Below are 22,881 nucleotides of genomic sequence, written 5' to 3'. Positions count from 1 at the left end.
TCCTTGCCGGGGTTTTTCGTTGGTGAGTGTGTCGTCCGCCCCGTCATGTCATAGCGCGCATTCTGAAAATCAATTCCGATTTTGTGGGTGCTGTTGTACAATCTTGAAAATACCCCGCAGAAGGGATGCGCCATGAAAAACGACGACGACCTTGAGATGACGCCGGAAGAAGCCCGGCAGGATCATTGGGACATGTTATGGTTTCTAGCGCGTAATGCCGGATTTGGGGCAAGCCTTGGCCTATTTATCGCGGCTGGTTTGATGTTCTTTGATATCGGCGGTCTTGGAACCCGGATTGAACATTCCCAAAATCCGCTGTTGCCGATGTTGCTGATTTCTCTGCCTCTTGTCACAACCTTTGCCGGTGCCGTGACGGCATCCGCAATCATGTTGATGCCGTATAAACGGCGTAAGGAAAGGTGAGGTAACATCATGCCGTCGGTTGACATTCTGCCGGTGTGGGTTGAATGCAGCACTGTGGAATAAATGAGGATATGCATGCCGACTGATATGGAAGCACGGGTAGTGTCACTGGAGGAAACGGTCGCCCATCAAAGCCGTGTTATTGATGAACTCTCGGATCAACTGGCGGAGCAATGGCGCGTCGTGGAACAAACGCGTGCCAAACTGGACCGTTTGACTGAGCGGTTTTTGAGCCTGGAAGAACAGTCATTGGACGCGCCCGCCATTACCAGGCCGCCACATTACTGAAATCCCCACATTGCAGAGGTAACAGCATTGATAGCAACAGCAGCCGAAATCATCACCTTCTGGAAAAATGCAGGTCCTGAAAAGTGGTTTGCCAAGGATGAGGATTTCGACCAGGAGTTCCATGATCGATTTAAAGCTGCGCATTTTGCAGCGGCTGCCCGTGAACTGGATGACTGGTTGAACAATGCGGAAAGTGCACTGGCTCTTCTGCTATTGTTGGATCAGTTCCCACGCAACTGTTTCCGCGGAACGGGCCATATGTACGCGACGGATTCGCTTGCTCGACATTTTGCCCATAAGTCCATCGCACAAGGTCTTGATACGGCGGTCGATGAGGCGCTGTGCGTGTTTTTCTATATGCCGTTCATGCACTCGGAAGAGTTGGATGATCAGGAGTTCTGCTGCCGCCTGATAGAGATCATTGGTGGCCCGTCATTACACCACGCCATCGAGCACCGTGACATCATCAAGCGCTTTGGCCGCTTTCCTCATCGCAACAGAATTCTCGGCCGCGACACGACGCCAGAAGAACAGGCGTTTCTCGATGAGGGTGGATTTGCCGGATAATAAAAAGGCTGGAGATTGTCACAATCTCCAGCCTTTCAATTTTATGCCGTTACGTCAGACGCTTAGCCGTCAAAGAATTCCTTCATGCGGGCAAAGAAACCCGACGATTCCGGATTGTTTTCCTTCGACGAAAGCTGCTCGAATTCCTGCAGCAACTCTCTTTGACGTTTGCTGAGTTTCTGCGGCGTTTCGATCTGAATCTGGATATAGAGATCGCCCGTCTGCGCAGAACGCAGCACCGGCATGCCCTTACCCTTCAAACGGAACTGCTTGCCGGCCTGTGTGCCCTCAGGCACGGAGACACGCGATTTTGTGCCATCCAGTGTCGTCACATCGAATGTACCGCCCAGGGCTGCCGTAGTCATCGAAATTGGCACGGCGCAGTAAAGATCGGCACCATCTCGCTGGAAAAACTCGTGCGGTTTTACAGACAGGAAGATGTACAGGTCACCGGTCGGTCCACCGCGCATCCCGGCTTCACCTTCGCCCTGCAGACGAATGCGTGTGCCGTCTTCGATACCCGATGGAATGTTGACGGAAAGCGAACGTTCTTCGGTGACACGTCCCTGGCCATGGCACTTGCTGCACGGGTCGGTGATTGTTTGACCACGACCATGACAGGTAGGGCAGGTACGCTCGACCGAGAAGAAACCTTGCGCTGCGCGCACACGACCGGAACCCTGACAGGTGCCACAGGTCTTGGGCTGCGTGCCGGGCTTCGCGCCAGAACCAGTGCATACGTCGCAAGTGATGGAGGTCGGAACCCGGATCTGCGCCGTTTTGCCGGTAAAGGCTTCTTCAAGCGAGATTTCCATGTTGTAGCGCAGGTCAGCGCCACGTTCGCGGCCACCGGACGAACGGCGCGCTCGACCGCCACCCATCATCTCGCCGAAGATGTCTTCGAAAATGTCCGAGAAGCCGCCATTGGCGAAACCACCGCCGCCACCGCCACCCATGCCGCCTTGTTCAAAGGCAGCGTGACCGAAACGATCATAGGCCGCGCGCTTTTGCGGGTCCTTCAGCGTTTCATAGGCTTCGTTGATTTCTTTGAATTTTTTTTCAGATTCGGCGTCATCTGGATTTTTGTCCGGATGATACTTCATTGCAAGTTTGCGAAAGGCGCTTTTCAGCTCCTTTTCATCGGCGGACTTGCTCACACCGAGGGTTTCGTAAAAGTCTGCTTTCGCCATGAAGATAACACGCCCCAAAATGGATTTCCGGCTGCACGAGGCAGCCGGATTTTAGTCGTTCAATCAAGTACGTTCAGAAGCCAGCATTAAGCAGACTTCTTGTCGTCCTTGATTTCCTCGTAGTCCGCGTCGACGATATCGTCCTTGGCGCCTTCAGCATTGCCTTCACCGGCTTCTGCCTGCTGCGCTTCGTAGATCGCCTGACCAAGCTTCATGGATACTTCCATGAGTGTCTGGGTTTTGGCCTGAATATCGTCTGCATCCGGCTCGGAAGCTTCAACGGCTGTCTTGAGCGATGCAATTGCATCTTCAATAGCCTTGCGGTCTGCTTCCGAAACCTTGTCGCCATACTCCGTCACCGACTTTTCGGTCGAGTGGATGAGGCTTTCAGCCTGGTTCTTGGCTTCAACGCCTGCACGGCGTTTCTTATCGGCTTCAGCATTGGCTTCAGCGTCCTTGACCATCTTTTCGATGTCCGCGTCGGACAGACCACCAGATGCCTGAATGCGGATCTGCTGTTCTTTGCCTGTGCCCTTGTCCTTGGCGGATACCTGAACGATACCGTTGGCGTCGATGTCGAAGGTCACTTCGATCTGTGGAACACCGCGTGGTGCCGGTGGCAGGCCAACCAGGTCGAACTGGCCGAGAAGCTTGTTGTCCTGTGCCATTTCGCGCTCGCCCTGGCTGACGCGGATGGTTACGGCAGACTGGCTGTCTTCAGCGGTCGAGAAGGTCTGGCTCTTCTTTGTCGGGATCGTCGTGTTGCGGTCGATCAGACGGGTGAAGACGCCACCCAGTGTTTCGATGCCCAGCGACAGCGGAGTTACGTCGAGAAGCAGAACATCCTTGACGTCGCCCTGCAGAACGCCAGCCTGAATGGCAGCGCCCATGGCAACAACTTCGTCAGGGTTTACGCCCTTGTGCGGCTCTTTTCCGAACAACTGCTTTACGATTTCCTGCACCTTAGGCATACGGCTCATGCCGCCAACCAGAACGACTTCGTCGATCTCGGAGGCAGATACGCCAGCGTCCTTGAGAGCGGCCTTGCACGGCGCAACGGTGCGCTGAACGAGGTCATCAACCAGGCTTTCGAACTTGGCGCGGGTCAGCTTCAGTGTCAGGTGCTTTGGACCGGTAGCGTCTGCCGTGATGAATGGCAGGTTGATTTCGGTCTGTTGCGAAGACGAAAGCTCGATCTTAGCCTTTTCGGCAGCTTCCTTGAGACGCTGAAGCGCAAGCTTGTCGCCCTTCAGGTCGATGCCCTGATCCTTCTTGAATTCACCGGCCAGATATTCGACCAGACGCATGTCGAAGTCTTCACCACCTAGGAACGTGTCGCCATTGGTGGACTTTACTTCGAAAACGCCATCGCCGATTTCCAGAACGGAAATATCGAAGGTGCCACCGCCAAGGTCATAAACAGCAATCGTCTTGCCGTCCTTCTTGTCGAGGCCGTAAGCGAGAGCAGCCGCAGTCGGTTCATTGATGATGCGCAGAACTTCAAGACCGGCGATACGGCCAGCATCCTTGGTTGCCTGACGCTGTGCGTCGTTGAAGTAGGCCGGAACCGTGATAACGGCCTTTTCGACCTTCTCACCAAGGTAAGCTTCTGCGGTTTCCTTCATCTTCTGAAGAATCATCGCGGAGATCTGCGATGGGGAATATCCCTTGCCCTGGGCTTCTACCCATGCGTCGCCATTATCGCCCTTGACGATTTCGAAAGGAACGAGGCCCTTGTCCTTGGCGACGGTCGGGTCGTCATAACGACGGCCAATCAGACGCTTTACCGCGAACAGTGTGTTTGTCGGGTTCGTTACAGCCTGACGTTTGGCAGGCTGGCCAACCAGACGCTCACCGTCGTCGCTGAACGCAACCATAGAAGGGGTGGTGCGTGCACCCTCTGCATTTTCAATGACCTTGGTGTCCTTGCCGTCCATAACTGAGACGCAGGAATTGGTCGTGCCAAGGTCGATACCGATTACTTTTGCCATTCTACTCTCTCCTTGAAGCGAGTTGTCGGAACCCCGGTAGGCATTCCATTGACAACTCCTTGACTTGGATTGTCTTGATATCTGTTCAGCATTTTTGCTGTTCTGGGGCGTATATAAGGAGCGATTTTTCCGGCTGCAAGGCGGTAAGCGGTGTGGAATGCGGCAAAACAAAAGAAATGGAATGGCCTACCACAGTTTATTGCCACAACATGCGTTCGCAGCCGTCAAACTCCTGAGCTCATATAGGTGCTGCTGGGTGAATAATTAGAAAAAATGACATTTTGGTATATTTTTTCTGGTAGGATCAACTCAAATAAAAAACGGCCCCGATGCGGGGCCGCAATCGTCACGGAATTTCACGTATTTCAAATGGCGAGCCACTTGCGCGGTGAATCCGGTGACTGGATTTTCAGCCACTTCAGATTGACTCTGTGCCAGGGCTTTACTTCATTGGTGCGGTTGTCGAGCACATAGTCACCCTGGTCTGTTGTCACGACAAGTACGGCATGGCCGATGCCATTTGGCAGGCGAGCGACCGCGATACGCAGGGCGCCGGAGGGCCAGCCAGCAGCAAGCAGTTTGTGGCGTTTTGTCAGTGCGTAATCTTCGCAATCGCCTTGGGTGACATTAATCTCCCATGCGTCATTATCATCTTGATCTGACGTGTATTTTATGGCGCGGTTGATGCTGCTATTGATGTTTTTCAGCTGGCTCATCTTGTCGGGTGACAAAGATACTTTTTTACCGCTGCCCTGAACATCGCAATCTGCAGAGTTGGTTGTGCAGAAACTCGCGAAAGAAAATGGAGCAATGGTTGTGCGGCGGGTCGAAATATGCTGATCCGGCTTCGGTGCAGCGCTGCGCGCCAATCCACTTAAGGGTGCCGCAGCGAGGCTGCTGGTACCTGTCATTAACATAGCGAAAGACAGGAATGTTGCAGTTGCTGTTTTCTTGATAAGCATGTTAGCCCCGTTTCATTGCAACCTGAATTGTTTTTATTGGATGCTTGATATCAGGTAGTTTTTGCGGGCCAGTTAAGTGTGTATTTAAAATTTTAATGGTTGTAATTTAATTACTCAATCTGGACATATAAGTGCCATAAGGATTCTCGACAGTTTGCTTGCTTATTGAATTTTCTGCTCGGCAGGTAAATTGAGTGATATAAATGTGACGGCTTCCAGGGGTTGGAGAGGCCTGCATTTATTGTTTTAAGCCTACTGTATTGCGCCATAACGCCGTGTGGCTTATGGAGTTTGTGATTTAAAGGGACTTGATTATATTATGCGTTTTTCGAGTGTGTTGCTTTTAAGCACAGCAGTTCTTTCTGGCTGCACTGTAACCTCTTCTTCGGGGCCGGATTTTAGGTCGATCGAATCTCAGGCATCCGTCAAACTTGTCTCTGACAAGAAGGGTGGCAATAAGGGCGTTGCAGGCATCGATTATGCGCTGATTGAAATCAACAGCCGAGTGCTTGGTTATATCGGTGGTGCAACGGGTGGTAGCATGGCGACCGGCTTCGGCGGTGGACGCGGCGGTCCTCCATCTCTGCCGCTTGGCGTAGGCGACGTTGTTCAAGTCTCAGTCTTTGAATCCCAAGCCGGTGGTCTTTTCATTCCACAGGACGCAGGTAGCCGCCCAGGCAACTATGTTTCTCTTCCAAACCAGACGATTGCGCGCGACGGTACCGTGAGCGTGCCATACGCCGGCCGTGTACGCGCAGCAGGTCGCTCGGTAGAAGAAGTTCAAGCTGATCTCGAAGAGCGCCTGGCAAACCGTGCTATCGAGCCGCAGGTCATGATCAACAAGATCAGTAGCCGCTCAGCGCAGGTTTCCGTTCTGGGGGATGTCAAATCCGCAGCTAAAATTGACCTGACAGATGCTGGCGAGCGTATTCTTGACGTGATCTCTGAAGCTGGGGGCTTGAGTTCGCCGGGCATTGAATCTTATGTCACACTTATTCGTAATGGTCGCTCTGCGAAGGTTCATTACGACTATCTGACCAGCCATCCGCAGGAAAACATCTATGTGATGCCCGGCGATGTGGTGATGGTTGATCGTGAACGTCGTACATTCATGGCCTTTGGTGCTTCTGGTCTGAACGGTCGTTTCGATTTCGAAGAGTCTGAACTGAAATTGTCTGATGCACTCGGCAAGGCCGGTGGCTTGCTGGATTCAAGAGCCGATCCGGCGCAGGTCTTCCTGTACCGCGTCGTCAATCGCGACCTGCTGGTAAAGCTTGGCCTTGATACTTCGAAGTTCGTCAAAGACGAGGTTCCTGTGATCTTCCGGGCAAACTTGAGAGATCCAGCCACGTTCTTTGCCGTTCAGAAGTTCCCGATGCAGGACAAGGACATTGTCTACGTTACCAATTCGGATGCAATCGAACTGTACAAGGTTCTTGATCTGGTTGGTTCTGTACCCGCAACTGCAGCTGATGTTTCGAGTGACGTTCTTGCCACCCGCACTTCGGTTCGGGCACTTAAAAATTAAACATAATAATGGAAGCCGGTCAGGCTTTCTTTATTAATATTGCGTTAATCGTCCGTCTGTGTGATGGATTGAAAACAGATACTTATAGCCATTTGTTTTGGGGATATTTGCATGGTTATTGTCAAGCATATGCTTGGGTTGCTCTCAGCTGCAGCCATCGTTGTAGTGGCTGGGCAGTCTTCGGCAATCGCTCAGGCAACTGCACCGCAAGTTGAAGCTCCTGCAGTTGAGCAAGTTAATACTCCTGCTGCTGAGCAGGGTGCTCCGGCGCCAGTTGCTGTTTCAAGAGCGGAAGGCGAGGCTATCGGTGCGTTCCTCGCTCGTATTCAGGCTGGTATCGCTGGCGGAAGCGTTCAAGAGGAAGCTATGGCAGAGCAGGTTGCACTGCTGTTGCCACCTGAAACCACAGTAACGGACGCGACGCGTGCAATTGTGGACGAGGTTCTTGCATTTGCCCAAGCGAATTCGCCATCTGCCGAAGCTGTGGGTGACGGGTTGGCGCTGGCTGCAAATGCGGCAAGTAACGCAAACAACGCAGCTCTTGCTCGAATGATCCGTGTTCGCGTTGAAGGTGCTGCTGGTTTACTCGCTCAGGCATTCTCTGATAACTTCACGGCGACCGCAGCTGGCGGTGGCGCAGGAGCAGGTGGTGCCGGCGCTGGTGGCGGCGGTGCAATTGGTGGTGCGGCAGGTGCTGTCGGTGGCGGGACTGCTGGTCTCGGCGAAGGCTCGTCACCGGTCACTCAGACCAATTCGACAACTGCTCCAACTGGTGGCAGCACCGTAACTGGTTTTGCTGATGGCAATACCACGACGGTTGTTGATGTGAGCCCAGGCTAAATTTGAAATTATGTCCCGTCTTTTGGCCTGTTAAAGGCCGAGTTATAAGATGGGGCATAATTAGGCCTTGAACTTTCGGCATCTGCTTTAAGACGTCAGGGATGGTATTCTCGTCGCCTGAATTATCCTGAAGTATCGTATTTCAGAGGTGAAAGTTTGCAGCTTCATAATAGACACATTTCAGAAAACATTTCTCATGAGAACGTTGATGACAACGGCCGTGTCGATGTCATTCAGATTGATGCATTGCTTGGCGCAGCGCGTCGTCAATGGATCGTTGTTGCAGTTTGTGTAGCATTTGCCGCATTGCTCGGCCTTGTCGTCGCGACAACATCAGTGCCTTTGTATACCGCGACGGCCAAGGTTCTCATGGACCGCAATACTAATCAGGTGGTCCAGCAGTTATCTGCCATTGGTAGCGTGCTTGACGATGAATCAAGTGTCCTCAGTCAAGTCGAATTGTTACAGTCCGAAACGATCGGATTGGCGGTTGTGGATAAACTCGATCTTTCGAATGATGCTCAGTTCATGGCGGATCAATCGTCGCTCCTGGGTAGTGTCGTTCGTTTTGTCCGGTCGGTTGTGAACGTTTCGCAGTGGTTTTCCAGTGCCGAAGAAGACAGCGTTGCCATTGAGGCGAAGCGCCGTTCCGCGCTCGGCAAAGTACTGAAGAACATCCGTGTTACACGTGTAGGCCGGACCTATGTTCTTGAAATCAACTACACCTCGCCATCTCCCGAACTTGCGGCAAAGGTGGCTAACGGCATCGCTTCTGAATATCTCGTAGACAAATTGAACTCAAAATATGACGCCACGCGTCGTGCAAGTGTTTGGTTGCAGGACCGAATTGACGAACTGCGTCAGAAGGCGATGGAAACGGACTTGGCGGTCCAGAAGTTTAGATCGGCCAATGGCCTCGTGACTGCAGGTAATTCGCTGGTGTCAGATCAGCAATTATCTGAGTTGAATAGTGCGTTGATTGTTGCACAGTCTGATTCTGCAAAAGCTGCTGCCAAACTCGATGGTATTCAAAAAGTAATCAGCGCTGGGCAGTCGGATGCTATTGTGACTGACGCGCTGGATAGTTCTATCGTCAACGAAATGCGCAAAAAGTATCTTGCGGCATCCAAGCTTGAATCAGAAATTTCCTCTCGTCTCGGTGCACAACATATTCAGGCGATCCGTCTCAGAAAAGAGATGGAAGAGTATCGACGTTTGATGTTTGAAGAATTGGGGCGTATTGCTGAGAGCTACAAGAGTGACCTCGCAATTGCAAAAGCACGAGAAACCTCTCTTCAAAATAGCGTTTCGTTGGCGACTGGGGTAAGCGCTGTCGCCAACGAAACGCAGGTTCAATTGCGCGAACTGGAGCGTGAGGCCGAGACGTACAAGAATCTCTACCAAACATTCTTGCAGCGCTACCAGGAAGCTGTTCAGCAACAGTCGTTCCCAGTCACCGACGCACGCGTGATTTCAAGTGCCAATCCGCCATCATCTCCAAGCCAACCACGCAAAATGCTTCTGCTGGCGGCATTTTGTATAATGGGTGCAGGTATCGGTGCTGGTATTGGCGCATTCAGGGAATTCAGGGATCGGTTCTTCCGTACGGGAGAGCAGGTTCGTGATATCCTTGGCCTTGAATTCCTTGGCATCGCTCCGTTGATGAATGATGGTCTGCGGGTTGTTGATAACGCAACGGAAAGCAATCCTCGCAGTATTCGCAAGGCGACTGAAGTCACCAATTACGTGATTGACCATCCGCTATCATCGTTCGCTGAGACGCTTCGCAGCGCGAAGATTGCAGCTGACCTTGGAATTTCTGAGAAGGAATGCAAGGTCATAGGTATTGTTTCGACGTTGCCGGGTGAGGGCAAGTCCACGGTTTCAGTCAATTTCGCGGAGTTGCTGGCGAGCCAGGGATCCCGTGTTATCCTGATTGATGCCGACTTGCGCAATCCAGGTGCGACGCGCGCCATTGGTCGCCACGCGCAGGAAGGTCTTCTTGAAACCCTGCTGGACGGGAAGAGCCCGAAAGATTGTTTCCTTTATAATGCCCGCACAGGTATGGCTTTCTTGCCAGCAGTGGTCAAGCATCGCGTTCCGCATTCCTCTGAGTTGCTCTCATCTGTCGCGATGAGGAAGCTGTTGAGCACGCTTTCTTCCAGTGCAGACTACATCATCATTGATCTACCGCCTCTTGGGCCGGTTGTGGATGCGCGCGCCATGGCAAGCCGTATCGATGGGTTTGTCTATGTTGCAGAGTGGGGCAAAACGGCACGGCGTGTCGTGCGCCAGACACTCGAGACTGAGCCTTTGATCCGCCAGAAGTGCCTTGGTGTCATCCTGAATAAGGTTGATCAGGAAAAGATGAACCTTTACCGCTCCTACGGCTCGACCGAATATTATTATTCGCGCTACTCAGAATATTACCAGGAAAAGACCTGATTATGAGAGCGACGATTTTTGCTGCCGCCATTGTTATGGCGGCATCTTTATTGGTGCTGAGCTATGCATTTAAGGAGACTTGGTGCAGTTCCAGGTTTGCGAATGTTTTGTCAATCGCGCAGGATGTGGATACCTATGGCAGCGTTCCCAATGAAATGCTGCTTGCTTCGATGGACAGTCTTTCAGAAATTGTCGATGACAATGTATGCCGCTCTGACATCGTCAAGGCCGGTATGTCGCTCGTTTTGAAGGATCTGGACTACCGCTACCAATTGCAGGAAATTGCGAGCAGATCCAACGGCTTGATTTTTGCCGAACGATATCTCCGTCATGCGCTGAAGTGTTTGCCTGTTGATGGCAATGTCTGGTTACGCTTTGCGATGGTTCGCTATGCTAGGACCTCAAATTTGGACGAATTGGCGCAATCGATATCGCTGTCCCAACAACTCGCTCCAGCCGAGGAGAATATTATTCTCGGCCGGTTTGCGCTGTGGAATTCGGCTCCCGCGCAGTTACAACAGAAAGCCGCTGCGGCCTACAATGCTGACAAGAATGCTGTTTGCGGTAGTCGATGGAACTTAGTCCGAAAGCAGTTACCGGATTTGTGTCCCAAAACCTCGTAGTTTGACACTAGGGTATAAACCGAAACCCGTGATTATCTCGCTGAGTTTTAGACACGTGAACGGGATTTTCGAGCCGCGTTGTATTTTGATAATTTCTCCGGCTGTCGCTGCGTGTCACCAAGTGTAGAGAGCAAAGTCTCGCTACTCTGCAGGCGGTCGCAAAAATAATCTCCAAAAATAGCAGATACACTCAAAGGCTGTAACACCTTGGCGTGAAAGGCATGTCAGCGTTTGCTTTCACACAAACAGAATGCTGTGTTTTCTGCCGAAGCGCTTTTTTAAAATCCGCTTAGGTTTTCTTTAACCATATTGGTGTTTTCTGTGGCCAACGAAACGGCCAGTTAACTATATTTATTAATAAGTTAGTAAGCATGATGCTGACGGCTGTTCACCGGTGTGTACCCGGAATGTCCCCTCCCTAAAATCAGCCAATTCAAGGGGCAACTTCCAATGACTAGCATTCTGACAAACATCGCAGCCATGTCTGCGCTGGAAACTCTCCGCAACATCAATTCCAACATGGAAACAACCCAGGGCCGCGTTTCGTCCGGCCTGCGCGTTGGTGAAGCATCCGACAACGCTGCTTACTGGTCGATCGCGACCACCATGCGTTCTGACAACATGGCTCTGGACGCCGTTTCCGACGCACTCGGTCTGGGCGCCGCCAAGGTTGACACCGCTTACACCGCGATGGAATCCGCCATCGACGTTGTTAAGGAAATTAAGAAGAAGCTCGTTACCGCGCAGGAAAACTCTGTCGACAGCAAGAAGGTGCAGGAAGAAATTGACCAGCTGCAGGACCAGCTGAAGTCGATTTCGGAAGCTGCTTCCTTCAGCGGCGAAAACTGGGTCATCGGCTCCGGCACGCAGTCTGTTGTTTCCGGCTTCGTCCGTGACAGCAACAACAATGTTACCGTCAAGCACACCGAATATGTTTTGAATAACGCTGGTACGGATGCGAACGTTCTGTTCGGCGTCAACACAGCTGGCAGCCTGGTAACAACAGCAGGTATTCTCGGTCAGGTTACGACCGTTGGCAGCGTTGGCTTCTCGGTTATCGAACTGGATGTTACCAACACAGCAACTGACTACCTGAAGAACGCTCTAGATATCGTTGAAACCGCTCTGAAGCAGATGACAAGCGCTGCTGCTGACCTCGGTTCGATCTCCATGCGTATCGACCTGCAGGAAGAATTCGTTGCCAAGCTCAACGAGTCCATCGAAAGCGGTATCGGTCGTCTGGTTGACGCTGACATGAACGAAGAATCTACCCGCCTGAAGGCTCTGCAGACACAGCAGCAGCTCGGCATCCAGTCGCTGTCGATTGCAAACAGCAACTCGGAAAACATTCTGTCGCTCTTCCGTTAATAAACGGAACAACGCTCACAAAAAGAAAGCCGCGCCAAAAGCGCGGCTTTTTTTATTGGTTCTTTGGAGGAGACACTGTCGATTTCCAAATTATTCTAATAAAACAATATATTGTCAGGCGAGCGCGTGGTTTTTCGACTTCAACTGCTCAAGCAATTTTTTACGATTTTATTAACTTTAGTAAACGACCGTTTAACCTTTGTTAACCATTTCTTCCTTAAATGACCTCATCGAAACGATGGGTTAACCAAGACGAAGAAATGGTTAACGGGCATCAAGCCGCTCCATTGTTCCCGGTGAAATCCGGAATGTCCCTGTTTATCAGCCAATTTAGGGGCAACGAAAATGACAAGCATTCTGACAAACACCGCAGCAATGGCAGCACTCCAGACTCTGCGTGGTATCAACACGAACCTTGAAGGTGCGCAGGAGCGTGTCGCATCCGGTTTGCGTGTTGGCGAGGCCGCAGACAATGCCGCTTACTGGTCGATCGCGACCACCATGCGTTCCGACAACATGGCTCTTGATGCCGTATCCGACGCAATTGGTCTTGGCGCCGCCAAGGTTGACGTCGCCTACGCTGCAATGGAAAGCGCCATCGACGTCGTTAAGGAAATCAAGAAGAAGGTCGTTGCTGCAACCGAAAACGCAGTCGACAAATCGAAGATCCAGGAAGAAATTCGCCAGTTGCAAGAGCAGCTTCGCTCGATTGCACAAGGTGCATCCTTCAGTGGCGAAAACTGGGTAGCTGGCAATGCTGGAACGCAGTCTGTCGTAACTGGCTTTATCCGTGACTCCTCGGGCAATGTGTCGGTTAAAACAACCAGCTATTACCTCGACCCGACATCTTCCCAGGGTAACGTTCTGTTCGGCACCAACACTGCAGGTGCAATCGTGACCACGACCGGTCTGGTTGGACTGGTATCGACCATCGGCACCGTCGGTTACTCTCTCGATACACTGAACGTTGAAAGCACCACTGGCGACTACCTGACGGGCGCTTTGACCCACGTTGAAAGCGTGCTGAAGTCGATGACCAGTGCCGCGGCCGCCCTTGGTTCGATCTCTATGCGTATCGACCTGCAGGAAGAGTTTGTAAACCGCCTCAAGGAATCCATCGACAGCGGTATCGGGCGCCTGGTCGATGCGGACATGAACGAAGAATCCACGCGTCTCAAGGCCCTGCAGACACAGCAGCAGCTGGGTATTCAGGCTCTGTCTATCGCCAACTCCACCGCAGAGAACATCCTGCAACTGTTCCGTCAGTAAGCGGCGTCCCGGCTGGGGACGACTTCGTCCCGCCCTGGCAAAACAGTTACAGGCAAACGAAACCGCGCTTCGCAAGGAGCGCGGTTTTCGCATCTTCAGCGGCGATTAAACTAACGACCACCGGACCAAGAGGCACCAGAACCGGCGTGTGTGATATGGAAAGAGCCGCTTAAGTCAGGTGAAATCGTCTGAAAATGCCATGTAGCTTGCGTGAAACCTGCCATGCGCGCGGGAAGTGCAATTTAGCATGTGGCAAGTGCTTGCATAACGGCACAGATGTTTGTTACCTGTTCGTTAATGATTTGTTAACGAACGACAGGCCGCTTGGCTAGTTTACGCCGCGGTGAGCATGATGCCCTCTGGTCGTTTCCGGTTCGCAACCGGATTTCCCACGCATATCGACCGAGGCCATATTTATGACCAGTATTATGACGAATGCCGCCGCTATGGCAGCACTGCAAACCCTGCGTATGATCGACAGAAATCTGGAAACAACGCAGGGCCGTGTATCGTCTGGATACCGCGTTGAAACCGCAGCCGATAACGCCGCCTATTGGTCAATCTCCACAACAATGCGCTCAGATAACAGTGCCTTGTCGGCTGTGCAGGATGCGCTCGGCTTGGGTGCAGCAAAGGTTGATACCGCCTATGAGGCGCTTGAGAGCGCCATTGAAGTGGTCAAGGAAATCAAGAAGAAGCTAGTGGCTGCCTATAGCGTTGGCGCCGACCGCGTAAAAATTCAGGAAGAAATGCAGCAGTTGCAGGAGCAATTGAAGAGCATTTCCGAATCCGCGTCCTTCTCCGGTGAAAACTGGCTGCAGGAGCGCATTGGCAACAGCGGCACTCTGCCGGCCGAAGAGCCGATTGTCAAAAAAATCGTTGCGTCCTTCATCCGTACATCATCAGGTGGCGTTGAAGTTACGACCGTTGATTACAGTCTCGATTCAAAGACCGTTCTGTTCGATTTGAGCGGCGGCAAGTTCGGTATTCTGGACAAGGAGGCGATCTTTGTTGGCCCGAACGAGGCGCAGGTCAATGTGAAGGTCACCGCAGGCACCACAACGACAACAACCGGTTACGTTGTCGAGAAGCTGAACGACACACAGATCGCAGCACTCAATGCCGCAACACCGGATACCAATACTGATCCGAATATCTACAGCGATGGTACGGACACCTATTATCAGGTAGCGACCAACAGCTGGGTCAAGATGGCCGGTACGCCGTCTACCGGTGCCGGCACTGAAGTGGCCTATACCGATGGCTCCGGCACTGACTGGTACTACGATATTGGCGCGACACCGGTTCTGGCGACGGACCGCTCGCTCTCGTTCTCCGTAACGACCCTTAACATCAACGAGCTCAACTCGGTTGCTGGCGTCATGAACGGTATGGTCACAGGCGGAAGCTATACCGATGCGGAAGCATTGGATGTGATGGTTCAGTTCGTGAACACCCAGCTAGAAGCCATGACCAGCGCCGCATCCAGCCTCGGTTCGCTGCAAAGCCGCATCAGCATGCAGGACGACTTCGTGTCGGCACTAATGGACGTGATCGATAAGGGTATCGGTCGTCTGGTTGACGCCGACATGAACGAAGAATCCACCCGCTTGAAAGCCCTTCAAACCCAGCAGCAGCTTGGTATCCAGTCGTTGTCCATTGCGAACTCCAACGCTGAAAATATCCTGATGCTCTTCAAGTAAGTATTTGCTGGCGTTCGGTGATTTTTAAGGGCGAGGAGGGAGCTCCTTCATCCTCGCACAAGTTTGAAGTTCTAGCGTTTCGAGTGAGTATCCTCGGCTTTTTTCCAGGCAGAGGCTTGAATTGACGATCTTCGAACATGGTGACGGGAATGATTTCACAACCGCATAAAAAACATGGCTTCTGGAGGCAGCACTGTGCCTCCGCACTCATGGCCATGGGCGGAGGAAGACGATGAGCGCGTCCATTGCCCGTTATCTGAAAGACTTTGGCGAAAGCCAGCCTGTCCTGCATGCGATGGATGAGACCGTAGCATTGCCGTCCTCATTTCCAGATTTTGATATGGGCGAGGACGACAGTTTTGCCATGCCTGCACCTGTCGATGTCGATGAAGAAAAGCGCATCTCCTATGCCGAAGGCCACGAAGCGGCGACTGCGGCATTGACCGAGCAATTCGAGGCTGAAAAACGCGCCATGCTTGAAAGCCATGCGGCGGAAATTGCCGAGTTTCAGGCGCGTTATCATACCGAGATGGCCGGTTTCATCACAAGCCGTCTGCAGGAAAATCACGACCTGGTGGTCAGTAACCTCGATGAACAGATTTCGGCTGTGCTGGCACCGGTCCTGAGTGATGCCCTGGCGCAGAAGGCTGTGGCCGGGTTGGCAGACATTATTCGCCCATCATTGACCGATGGAGAGGCCGTGACTTTGACCGTGAAAGGGCCAAAGCCACTTTACGACCGTTTGATTGAAGTCCTTGGCGGCAATGAAAAGGCGTTTCGTTTTGTTGAAAACGCGGATGTTGATCTATCCGTTGAGATGGACAACAGCGTGCTGGTGACCCGCATGTCTGCGTGGGCGTCTAGCGTCCGGAAGGTGTTGAAATGAGTGAAAGCGAAAATCACCACCACGGCAAAAACGAGGTCATTATTGTCAAGCGCCGCGGTGGTGATCACGACGGCGCGCATGGTGGTGCATGGAAGATCGCTTACGCTGACTTCATGACCGCGATGATGGCGTTCTTCCTTGTTATGTGGCTGGTTAACGCCGCAAACGAAGAAACCAAGGCATCCGTTGCAAGTTACTTCAACCCGATTCAGCTCTCTGATGAAAAGCCGACGACGAAAGGCCTGGAAAAGCCTGTCGATGAAAAGGATGGGTTGGAGAAGAACGAACGCTCCAAGGTTAAGGCGGAGAATGCGACAGTCGGGTCTGCGGCCGCAACCGGCGAAGATCAGACATCGCAAACCGGTGAAGAGGCCAACTACTCGGAAGCCGACTTCTTCCAAAACCCCTATTCGGTTCTTGCTGAAATCGCGCAGGAAGTTGGTCAGCAGGCCAATGTCAGCGCGAAGGGTGAGGGCGGTGCTGCCGATTCCGGCCCGGCAACCGGTGCAAGCGGTGGTGAGGCATATCGAGATCCGTTCGACCCTGATTTCTGGACACAGCAGGTACGCATAACCCGCGCTGATCAACGTTCCGAAACCCAGCCGCAGGACACACAGCAGGAAACTCAGGCGACCGAGAACCAGCAGGTGGCGGCTGCATCGCAGCAGAACCAGCAGCAAAACGAAGCTCCGCAGTCCAACGACATCATTGCTGACGTCGCCAAACTCAACGAGCAGAAACAGAATGACCACGAGCAGCAAGAAATTGCCGCGGTTATCCCGCAGCAGAAACCTGGTTTTGATCCGAATGAGATCAAGCCAACACCGGATCCGGAAGAGGCTCAGCACAAGCCAACCCCTCTCGAGGAAAAGGAAGCCAAGGAGCTTCGTGACGAGATCGAGGCGCAGATCAGTGGTGTCAGCGGTAAGCTTGCAGAAGGCTTGATCGTGACGCCAGCCGAAGGTGGCATGCTCGTGACGATTTCCGATCAGAGCCAGGCGCCGATGTTCAATGTCGGTTCTGCGGTCCCGCGCCGTGAAATGGTTCTGGCGATGGAAAAGATCGGTCAGTTGTTGCAGGACAAGGGTGGTAGCGTTGTCATTCGCGGCCATACCGATGGTCGCCAGTTCAAGGGCAGTTCAAACGACAACTGGCGTCTGTCCATGGACCGCGCCCACAGCGCCTATTACATGCTGGTGCGTGGCGGTCTTGAGGAAAACCGCGTGAAGCAGGTATCCGGTTTTGCTGATCGTAGACTGCAGATTCCGTCAGATCCTCTGGCTGATTCCAACCGACGTATCGAAATTCTTCTGGAAGCGGATCGGGGATGATGCGGATGCGGCTTCCAAAACGCTGGGTATCTCTATTGGCTGCGGTCAGCACCTTTGTTGGTGCTGCCGAAAGCTTTGCCCAGTCGCCTGACAATCTGATGCCCTATTCGATGCTGCGGTCACTGCAGTTCGTGCAGGATTCCGTTGTACTTGGTGACCATTCGGCGGCCGAGATGCAGCGCTTTATGCTGACGACCATCGATGAACGTCTAAGAGATGCACCGCCGTCAATTTTCGCTGACCCACGCAACGTGGACGCCGCACTGATCTATGCGATGAGTGGTGGTAATCCAGCGACGTTGGAATTGCTGGTCGCGAAGGACGTCGATGGCAATTTCGACACGCGCGTTGCAGATGCGCTAAGGAAATATCTCAGCGGCCGAGGTACACTGATCGCCAAGGGTCTGGGCGCCATGGTGCCGGAATATCGCAAGACCCGTATCGGACCCTATCTGGCTTTGATCAGCGGTAACGTGACATTGGCGCAGGATCCGGTTGCCGCGTTGAAATTCTATGATATCGCCCGGCTTGAAGCGCCCGGTACAATTGTTGAAGAAGCGGCGTTGCGCCGCTCGCTGGCCATTGCCGTTGAGGACGGAGATGCAACACAGGGCTTCAAATACGCCCAGCGTTATGCACGTCGTTTTCTGCATTCGCCCTATGCTAGCCAGTTCGCTGATTTGATCGTGGCCCTTTCTGTGCGTCGCTATGAGCACATTGAAGAGGCGACGATTACCGATACGGTCGCACTGATGGATGCAGACCGGCAGCGCGAGACATATTTGCGTATGGCACGCATGGCGACAGTCGCAGGCAAGGAAAAACTGGCCCGTATGGCGGCAACGAAAGCCAAGGACCTATCAACGGGTCTACCTGTTGTCGATGGGGCACCGGCAAATCTTTACGAAAGTCTCGCAAACATCGGTACTCCGGATATCGTCAGCGCGATCAAAACCATCACCAGCATCCCGGACGAACATCTATCTGACCGCGACAAGATCTTGCGGGACGCTGCAAAGGCCATTGCTGAAGAGGTCGTGCGCCCACCTGTGGCGAGTGCCGTGTCCTTGCAGCCCGGTACGGCCGGCTGGGAAGGAGAGGCGACCCTGCCGGTCGCGGCAGCGCCTGGCAGCGAACCTCAGGCGGAGGGCAGTGGTGTTTGGCGCAATCCGACGCCTGTCATGGAAGACCTTAGTCCTGAATACAAGAGCACCGTCTCAAGCGGACGGTCAAAGCTGGATGAAATAGACGCACTGCTTAAGAAAGAAGGCTCCTTGCAATGATCGATACGAGCGCATTTACACTGACGCCACCAGTATCTGACGCAAAACCTGCGAGCGCGGGCATTAGCAAGGGCGACTCTCGGCCGAGCGGGTTTGACGACGCGATGTCGGGTGCACGGAACGACCGTTCCGGGCCGCACGCGTACGACCGTCAGGCGAATGACCGTGGATCTGATGATGCCGCATCGGAAGACGATGCGAACTCGGCAAATGGCCGGCTGCAGGAAGATCAGGTCAGTGCACATGGCCAGAAGAACAAGTTGAATGGTTCGGCAGAAAATCTCCGTGCCCATCTGTCTGCCTATGACAAGATGACCAAAACAGCCGATGACACATCGACTGCCAAGCCGGGCAAGGCCGACCAGGTCAAGAAACGCCTTAAGGACATGGATGAAGGCGACGCGCTCAAGGGTGCGACTGTCGCCGACGCTGATCTTGCTGCCGACGACACGAAAGTACCGACAGTTCTTTCTGTCCTTGATCCGGGCGATGCAGCCGTGCACGAGCTGGCAAAAGCCATTGCCAAGGAAAATCCCGGCGTAACCTCGCGCAGCGATGAAAAATCGACAACGAAGTCAAAGGCATCCAATGCTATCGACATGCTGTCTTCGGCCAAGGCAGACAGTGACGCCGAAGATGTTGATGTGAATGCCGACCCACTGACAGTTCGCTTTTCCTCCTCGCGCGCCAGTTCCGGCCGTGACATGGACATGTCGATCCGGTCGGGCAGCGATGGTATCGAGTTCAAGGTCAGTGATGCAAAGGGTGGAGCGATGGAGAACGTCACGGTTCTCGATTCACGCCGGTTCATCGGCCTTTCCATGTCGACAAATGCGTCCGCATTGACCAGCCTGATCGCTGGTGACCCTGAATGGGTCAGCGCCATGCAGCCCGGCTCCGAGTTGTCGAATGCAGCCGCACAGAGCAGCACAGGTAGGGTCGTCCATACGCTGAAGCTGCAAATGACGCCGATCGACCTCGGCACGGTGACCATGTCACTGCGCATGGTTGGCGACGAATTGAACGTCCATGTGACCGTTCAGAACACTGCCGCCTATAGAAAATTGAGTGACGACAGCAAAAGCATCGTCGATGCGCTGCGTGCTCAAGGCCTTCAGGTCGATCAAATCACGCTAAATATTTCTTCGACAGAAAAAAGTGATCAGTCGAGTTCGCAAAATAATGGACAGCAAGGTCAGCAAAACAATCAGCAGGCTTTGAGTGGTCGCAACCAGGGCGAGTCAGGCAGCCAGCGCGGGCAGTTCGCGGGACAGGGCAACGAAGGGGAACTTGATGTCATTGCTGAAGGGAATTCTGGTCTCGCTTCCAGTAATCACAGTTCTGGCCTTTACCTCTGACGCATCAGCGGTTGGCGTGCAGGGTGCTTGTGAAAATGAGATCCGTTCTGCGGCTGCCAAATACGGCGTGCCCGAGGGCATCTTGTATTCTGTTGGCTTGACCGAAACCGGCCGCAAGGGGCGCCTTGATCCCAACGCGATGAATATCGAAGGAAAATCAGTGTTTTCCGCGTCGCGCAATGAGGCAATGGCGGCATTTGAAGAGGCAAAACGTAACGGCGCAAAACTGATTGACCTTGGCTGCATGCAGATCAACCAGTACTTCCATGGAGAAAATTTCAGTTCTCCGCAGGAAATGTTTGACCCGAAGCGCAACGTGGAATATGCGGCGATGTTCCTTAAAAATCTGCACGACAGGCATGAAACCTGGACGATGGCAGTTGCCAGATATCACGCAGGACCAAACAACGATCCGGCACAGAAGAAATATGTGTGCCGCGTGATATCGAATCTGGTCGCGACCGGGTACGGAAAATGGACCACGAACGCAAAGAATTTTTGCGACCAATAACAACTATAAATTGAGTTGCCCTATATGTGGCCGGAATCTGGAATTGTGGCGATCGTTTGCCGCAAATATGGTCCGGCAAGAGGGATTCTTATTGAATCGTACCTTTCTCCACATTAAAATAGTGTCGATTAGTTAAAATGCCTACTAAATGTAGATCAAATCGGCACTCAAAAGTTAATCAATTATTAATTTCTATAGTTAACATTCCACAGTTGTCGCTGATTCCCCCGATTCGTACCAATGCCAACATTGGCAACACCACACTGATTCGGAGGCGGACGAATGATCGTAGTGGTTGATGAGCGAGAGCTCGTTAAGAACGGATACACATCTTTATTTGGGCGTGAGGGCATTCCCTCGACGGGTTTCGACCCGCGCGAGTTTGGCGAATGGGTCACGACGGCTGCAGACACAGATCTGGCAGCTGTTGAGGCATTCCTTATCGGCCAAGGTAACGCGTACGCGAATTTGCCACGGGCAATTCGCGACAGAACCATGGCGCCGGTTATCGCGGTAAGCGATCAGCCTTCGCTGGAGGCTACTCTCGCATTGTTCGACAGCGGAGTCGACGATGTCGTGCGTAAGCCGGTTCACCCACGCGAGATCCTGGCACGTGCAGCGGCTATTCGCCGTCGCCTGAAGGTCATCAACAATTTTACGGACATCGGCCCGATCCGCGTTTTCTCGGATGGTCGTGATCCTGAAATCAACAGCGAAGTCTTCCCGTTGCCACGCCGTGAGCGTCGCATTCTGGAATATTTGGTCGCCAACCGTGGCCGTCGCGTTTCCAAGACACAGATTTTCAATGCCATCTACGGCATTTTTGATGATGACGTCGAAGAAAACGTCGTCGAAAGCCACATCAGCAAGCTGCGCAAAAAGCTCCGTAAGAAGCTTGGTTACGACCCTGTCGATTCCAAGCGCTTCCTCGGCTATTGCATTGATTGGCAATGATTTTTTGAACCTTTGCCGCATTTCATCGGAATGCGGCAAATGAGACAGCTTCACGCAAGGCCCATCTCTTAAGTTGCTATTCAACGACCACCACGAGGGTTCTTTTAATGAGTATTTTTGGAACGATGAAGACCGGCGTTTCCGGTATGAATGCGCAGGCTAACCGCTTGGCTACAGTCGGTGACAACATCGCCAACTCCAGCACAATTGGTTACAAGCGCGCTTCGACCGCGTTCTCGTCCATGGTTCTTCCGTCCTCGGGTGGAAACTACAATTCCGGTGGCGTCAGCTCCAACATTCGCTACAGCATTTCTGAATCTGGCGGTTATTCCTACACAACGACTGCTACGGATATGGCAATTGAAGGTAGTGGCTTCTTTATCGTCGCTGAATCTCGCGATCCGGACGCAGCCCAGTTCCTGACCCGTGCAGGTAACTTTGCTCGCGAAACCGTGGAAGAGCCATCAGGCTCGGGCGTTTACAAAACTTTCCTTAAGAATGCGGCTGGTTATTACCTGTTCACGCCTTCTCAGGCCACAGCGTCCAGCAACCGCTTCTCCGGTAGCGTTGTTGAAATGCCGGGTAATGACATCCAGTCGACCCCGACAACTGCCGGCACGATGAAATTCAACCTTAATAATCAGACTAAAATTGCCCCCGCGTCACCAGCCCTTCCCACGGCTGAGAATATTTGGAAAACTTCCATGACCGGTTTCGGCTACCAGGGTGTCGAGATCGTTTACGATTTCACGTTCACGCGAACTGCGGCAAACGAATGGTCATTGAGCGTCACAGACAAGCGGGACCCCTCCACAGTTCTGGTGGGGCCGGAGACGCTTACTTTTGACCCAGTAACTGGCGCATTGGATGCAGCCACAGGTAACCTGATAATTCCTGGTGTCGCCGGCCAGAATGACGACATCGAGGTCAGCCTTGCAGGTTCTACCACACAGAACACCGGCAGCACCATCATGAGCGGTGGCTTGAACGGTAACGGCGCTTCGGCGGTGAAAGATGTCATCATCGAAACCGATGGCAGCATCTACATTCAGTACCAGAACGGCTCCAAGGTGTTGACGGAAAGCAGGCTGATGCTTGCGACCGTTACCAGCCCGGATAACCTTAATCCGGTTAACGGCAATGCTTACAGCGCCAGCAACACGTCTGGCATCCTGATCGCTAACGATCCCGGCACAAAGGGCGTTGGTAACCTGATGACCAAGACGCTGGAAACCTCGAACGTCGATATCGCCAATGAATTGACCGAGATGATTGAATCGCAGCGCATCTACAGTGCTAACTCCAAGGTTTTCCAGACAGGTTCCGAATTGTTGGATGTCCTGGTCAACCTGAAGAGATAA

Annotated in this window: 20 protein-coding genes; 17 read left to right on the top strand and 3 right to left on the bottom strand. The window is 52.9% G+C overall.

Translation table 11 applies throughout. From position 1 onward, the window contains the following. Positions 1-132: 132 nt before the first annotated feature. From M2418_RS14720 to M2418_RS14710, 3 genes are all read left to right on the top strand, one after another. Entirely contained in the window at positions 133-423 is a 291-nt protein-coding gene (locus M2418_RS14720; protein ID WP_192486999.1) for a hypothetical protein, read from the top strand. A gap of 75 nt (positions 424-498) precedes the next feature. Next, positions 499-711 carry a SlyX family protein gene (locus tag M2418_RS14715; RefSeq protein WP_259147497.1) on the top strand — a complete coding sequence of 71 codons (213 nt, stop codon included), beginning with the start codon at positions 499-501 and terminating at the stop codon, positions 709-711. 27 nt (positions 712-738) lie between these two features. After that, on the top strand, positions 739-1,278 hold the full coding sequence (locus tag M2418_RS14710; RefSeq protein WP_405049431.1) for a DUF924 family protein: 540 nt from the start codon (positions 739-741) through the stop codon (positions 1,276-1,278). A gap of 62 nt (positions 1,279-1,340) precedes the next feature. On the opposite strand, the gene dnaJ is transcribed toward M2418_RS14710, so the two are convergent. The 3 genes from dnaJ to M2418_RS14695 form a co-directional block, all read right to left on the bottom strand. Then, positions 1,341-2,468: a molecular chaperone DnaJ gene (gene dnaJ / locus M2418_RS14705; protein WP_259147494.1), complete on the bottom strand. Its 1,128-nt coding sequence runs from the start codon at positions 2,466-2,468 to the stop codon at positions 1,341-1,343. Between the two features lie 86 nt (positions 2,469-2,554). After that, positions 2,555-4,459, bottom strand: a complete 1,905-nt coding sequence (gene dnaK, locus M2418_RS14700; protein WP_192487001.1) for a molecular chaperone DnaK — start codon at positions 4,457-4,459, stop codon at positions 2,555-2,557. Positions 4,460-4,824: 365 nt separating this feature from the next. Then, positions 4,825-5,421, bottom strand: a complete 597-nt coding sequence (locus M2418_RS14695; RefSeq protein WP_259147491.1) for a transglutaminase-like cysteine peptidase — start codon at positions 5,419-5,421, stop codon at positions 4,825-4,827. Between the two features lie 319 nt (positions 5,422-5,740). Here M2418_RS14695 and M2418_RS14690 point away from each other — a divergent pair, with 319 nt between their 5' ends. The 14 genes from M2418_RS14690 to M2418_RS14625 all read left to right on the top strand — a co-directional run bounded on the left by M2418_RS14690 (position 5,741) and on the right by M2418_RS14625 (position 22,881). Beyond that, positions 5,741-6,949 (top strand): polysaccharide biosynthesis/export family protein, encoded by a 1,209-nt coding sequence (locus M2418_RS14690; RefSeq protein ID WP_250983573.1) that lies wholly within the window; start codon positions 5,741-5,743, stop codon positions 6,947-6,949. Between the two features lie 111 nt (positions 6,950-7,060). Continuing rightward, complete coding sequence (locus tag M2418_RS14685) at positions 7,061-7,789, top strand: hypothetical protein (protein ID WP_259147488.1); 729 nt, start codon at positions 7,061-7,063, stop codon at positions 7,787-7,789. A gap of 177 nt (positions 7,790-7,966) precedes the next feature. Next, complete coding sequence (locus M2418_RS14680) at positions 7,967-10,234, top strand: polysaccharide biosynthesis tyrosine autokinase (RefSeq protein ID WP_405049442.1); 2,268 nt, start codon at positions 7,967-7,969, stop codon at positions 10,232-10,234. A 2-nt stretch (positions 10,235-10,236) separates the two neighbouring features. Further along, the gene (locus M2418_RS14675; RefSeq protein WP_259147486.1) at positions 10,237-10,857 is read left to right on the top strand and encodes a hypothetical protein; all 621 of its coding nucleotides are present in this window, start codon (positions 10,237-10,239) and stop codon (positions 10,855-10,857) included. 450 nt (positions 10,858-11,307) lie between these two features. After that, positions 11,308-12,225, top strand: coding sequence for a flagellin (locus M2418_RS14670; protein WP_192487006.1), 918 nt, complete (start codon positions 11,308-11,310; stop codon positions 12,223-12,225). Between the two features lie 345 nt (positions 12,226-12,570). After that, the gene (locus M2418_RS14665) at positions 12,571-13,494 is read left to right on the top strand and encodes a flagellin (protein ID WP_192487007.1); all 924 of its coding nucleotides are present in this window, start codon (positions 12,571-12,573) and stop codon (positions 13,492-13,494) included. 416 nt (positions 13,495-13,910) lie between these two features. After that, the gene (locus tag M2418_RS14660; protein WP_250983577.1) at positions 13,911-15,197 is read left to right on the top strand and encodes a flagellin; all 1,287 of its coding nucleotides are present in this window, start codon (positions 13,911-13,913) and stop codon (positions 15,195-15,197) included. A 232-nt stretch (positions 15,198-15,429) separates the two neighbouring features. Further along, entirely contained in the window at positions 15,430-16,083 is a 654-nt protein-coding gene (locus M2418_RS14655) for a hypothetical protein (RefSeq protein WP_250983578.1), read from the top strand. After that, entirely contained in the window at positions 16,080-17,414 is a 1,335-nt protein-coding gene (locus M2418_RS14650; protein ID WP_250983579.1) for a MotB family protein, read from the top strand. The genes M2418_RS14655 and M2418_RS14650 overlap by 4 nt, the downstream gene beginning before the upstream one ends. Next, positions 17,411-18,697: a chemotaxis protein MotC gene (gene motC / locus M2418_RS14645; RefSeq protein ID WP_405049430.1), complete on the top strand. Its 1,287-nt coding sequence runs from the start codon at positions 17,411-17,413 to the stop codon at positions 18,695-18,697. The genes M2418_RS14650 and motC overlap by 4 nt, the downstream gene beginning before the upstream one ends. Next, positions 18,694-20,055 (top strand): flagellar hook-length control protein FliK, encoded by a 1,362-nt coding sequence (locus tag M2418_RS14640; RefSeq protein WP_259147479.1) that lies wholly within the window; start codon positions 18,694-18,696, stop codon positions 20,053-20,055. Before motC ends, M2418_RS14640 begins: the two co-directional genes overlap by 4 nt. After that, on the top strand, positions 19,991-20,566 hold the full coding sequence (locus M2418_RS14635; protein WP_259147477.1) for a lytic transglycosylase domain-containing protein: 576 nt from the start codon (positions 19,991-19,993) through the stop codon (positions 20,564-20,566). Before M2418_RS14640 ends, M2418_RS14635 begins: the two co-directional genes overlap by 65 nt. Before the next feature lie 282 nt (positions 20,567-20,848). Then, a complete protein-coding gene (rem, locus tag M2418_RS14630; RefSeq protein ID WP_192487013.1) occupies positions 20,849-21,520 on the top strand; it encodes a transcriptional activator Rem in 672 nt (223 codons plus the stop codon). A 107-nt stretch (positions 21,521-21,627) separates the two neighbouring features. After that, positions 21,628-22,881, top strand: a complete 1,254-nt coding sequence (locus M2418_RS14625) for a flagellar hook protein FlgE (protein WP_259147475.1) — start codon at positions 21,628-21,630, stop codon at positions 22,879-22,881.

This window comes from Rhizobium sp. BIGb0125, assembly GCF_024810055.1.
Taxonomy (GTDB): Bacteria; Pseudomonadota; Alphaproteobacteria; order Rhizobiales; family Rhizobiaceae; genus Agrobacterium.
The sequence above is the reverse complement of the archived record's forward strand: the minus strand, read 5'-3'. Positions and strand labels throughout refer to the sequence as shown.

Coding starts and splice junctions, on each gene's coding strand:
- M2418_RS14670 (WP_192487006.1), top strand. CDS start 11,308: ATGACTAGCATTCTGACAAACATCGCAGCCATGTCTGCGCTGGAAACT.
- M2418_RS14625 (WP_259147475.1), top strand. CDS start 21,628: ATGAGTATTTTTGGAACGATGAAGACCGGCGTTTCCGGTATGAATGCG.
- M2418_RS14685 (WP_259147488.1), top strand. CDS start 7,061: ATGGTTATTGTCAAGCATATGCTTGGGTTGCTCTCAGCTGCAGCCATC.
- M2418_RS14675 (WP_259147486.1), top strand. CDS start 10,237: ATGAGAGCGACGATTTTTGCTGCCGCCATTGTTATGGCGGCATCTTTA.
- motC (WP_405049430.1), top strand. CDS start 17,411: ATGATGCGGATGCGGCTTCCAAAACGCTGGGTATCTCTATTGGCTGCG.
- rem (WP_192487013.1), top strand. CDS start 20,849: ATGATCGTAGTGGTTGATGAGCGAGAGCTCGTTAAGAACGGATACACA.
- M2418_RS14655 (WP_250983578.1), top strand. CDS start 15,430: ATGAGCGCGTCCATTGCCCGTTATCTGAAAGACTTTGGCGAAAGCCAG.
- M2418_RS14660 (WP_250983577.1), top strand. CDS start 13,911: ATGACCAGTATTATGACGAATGCCGCCGCTATGGCAGCACTGCAAACC.
- M2418_RS14695 (WP_259147491.1), bottom strand. CDS start 5,421: ATGCTTATCAAGAAAACAGCAACTGCAACATTCCTGTCTTTCGCTATG.
- M2418_RS14665 (WP_192487007.1), top strand. CDS start 12,571: ATGACAAGCATTCTGACAAACACCGCAGCAATGGCAGCACTCCAGACT.
- M2418_RS14640 (WP_259147479.1), top strand. CDS start 18,694: ATGATCGATACGAGCGCATTTACACTGACGCCACCAGTATCTGACGCA.
- dnaJ (WP_259147494.1), bottom strand. CDS start 2,468: ATGGCGAAAGCAGACTTTTACGAAACCCTCGGTGTGAGCAAGTCCGCC.
- M2418_RS14635 (WP_259147477.1), top strand. CDS start 19,991: ATGTCATTGCTGAAGGGAATTCTGGTCTCGCTTCCAGTAATCACAGTT.
- M2418_RS14715 (WP_259147497.1), top strand. CDS start 499: ATGCCGACTGATATGGAAGCACGGGTAGTGTCACTGGAGGAAACGGTC.
- dnaK (WP_192487001.1), bottom strand. CDS start 4,459: ATGGCAAAAGTAATCGGTATCGACCTTGGCACGACCAATTCCTGCGTC.
- M2418_RS14650 (WP_250983579.1), top strand. CDS start 16,080: ATGAGTGAAAGCGAAAATCACCACCACGGCAAAAACGAGGTCATTATT.
- M2418_RS14720 (WP_192486999.1), top strand. CDS start 133: ATGAAAAACGACGACGACCTTGAGATGACGCCGGAAGAAGCCCGGCAG.
- M2418_RS14690 (WP_250983573.1), top strand. CDS start 5,741: ATGCGTTTTTCGAGTGTGTTGCTTTTAAGCACAGCAGTTCTTTCTGGC.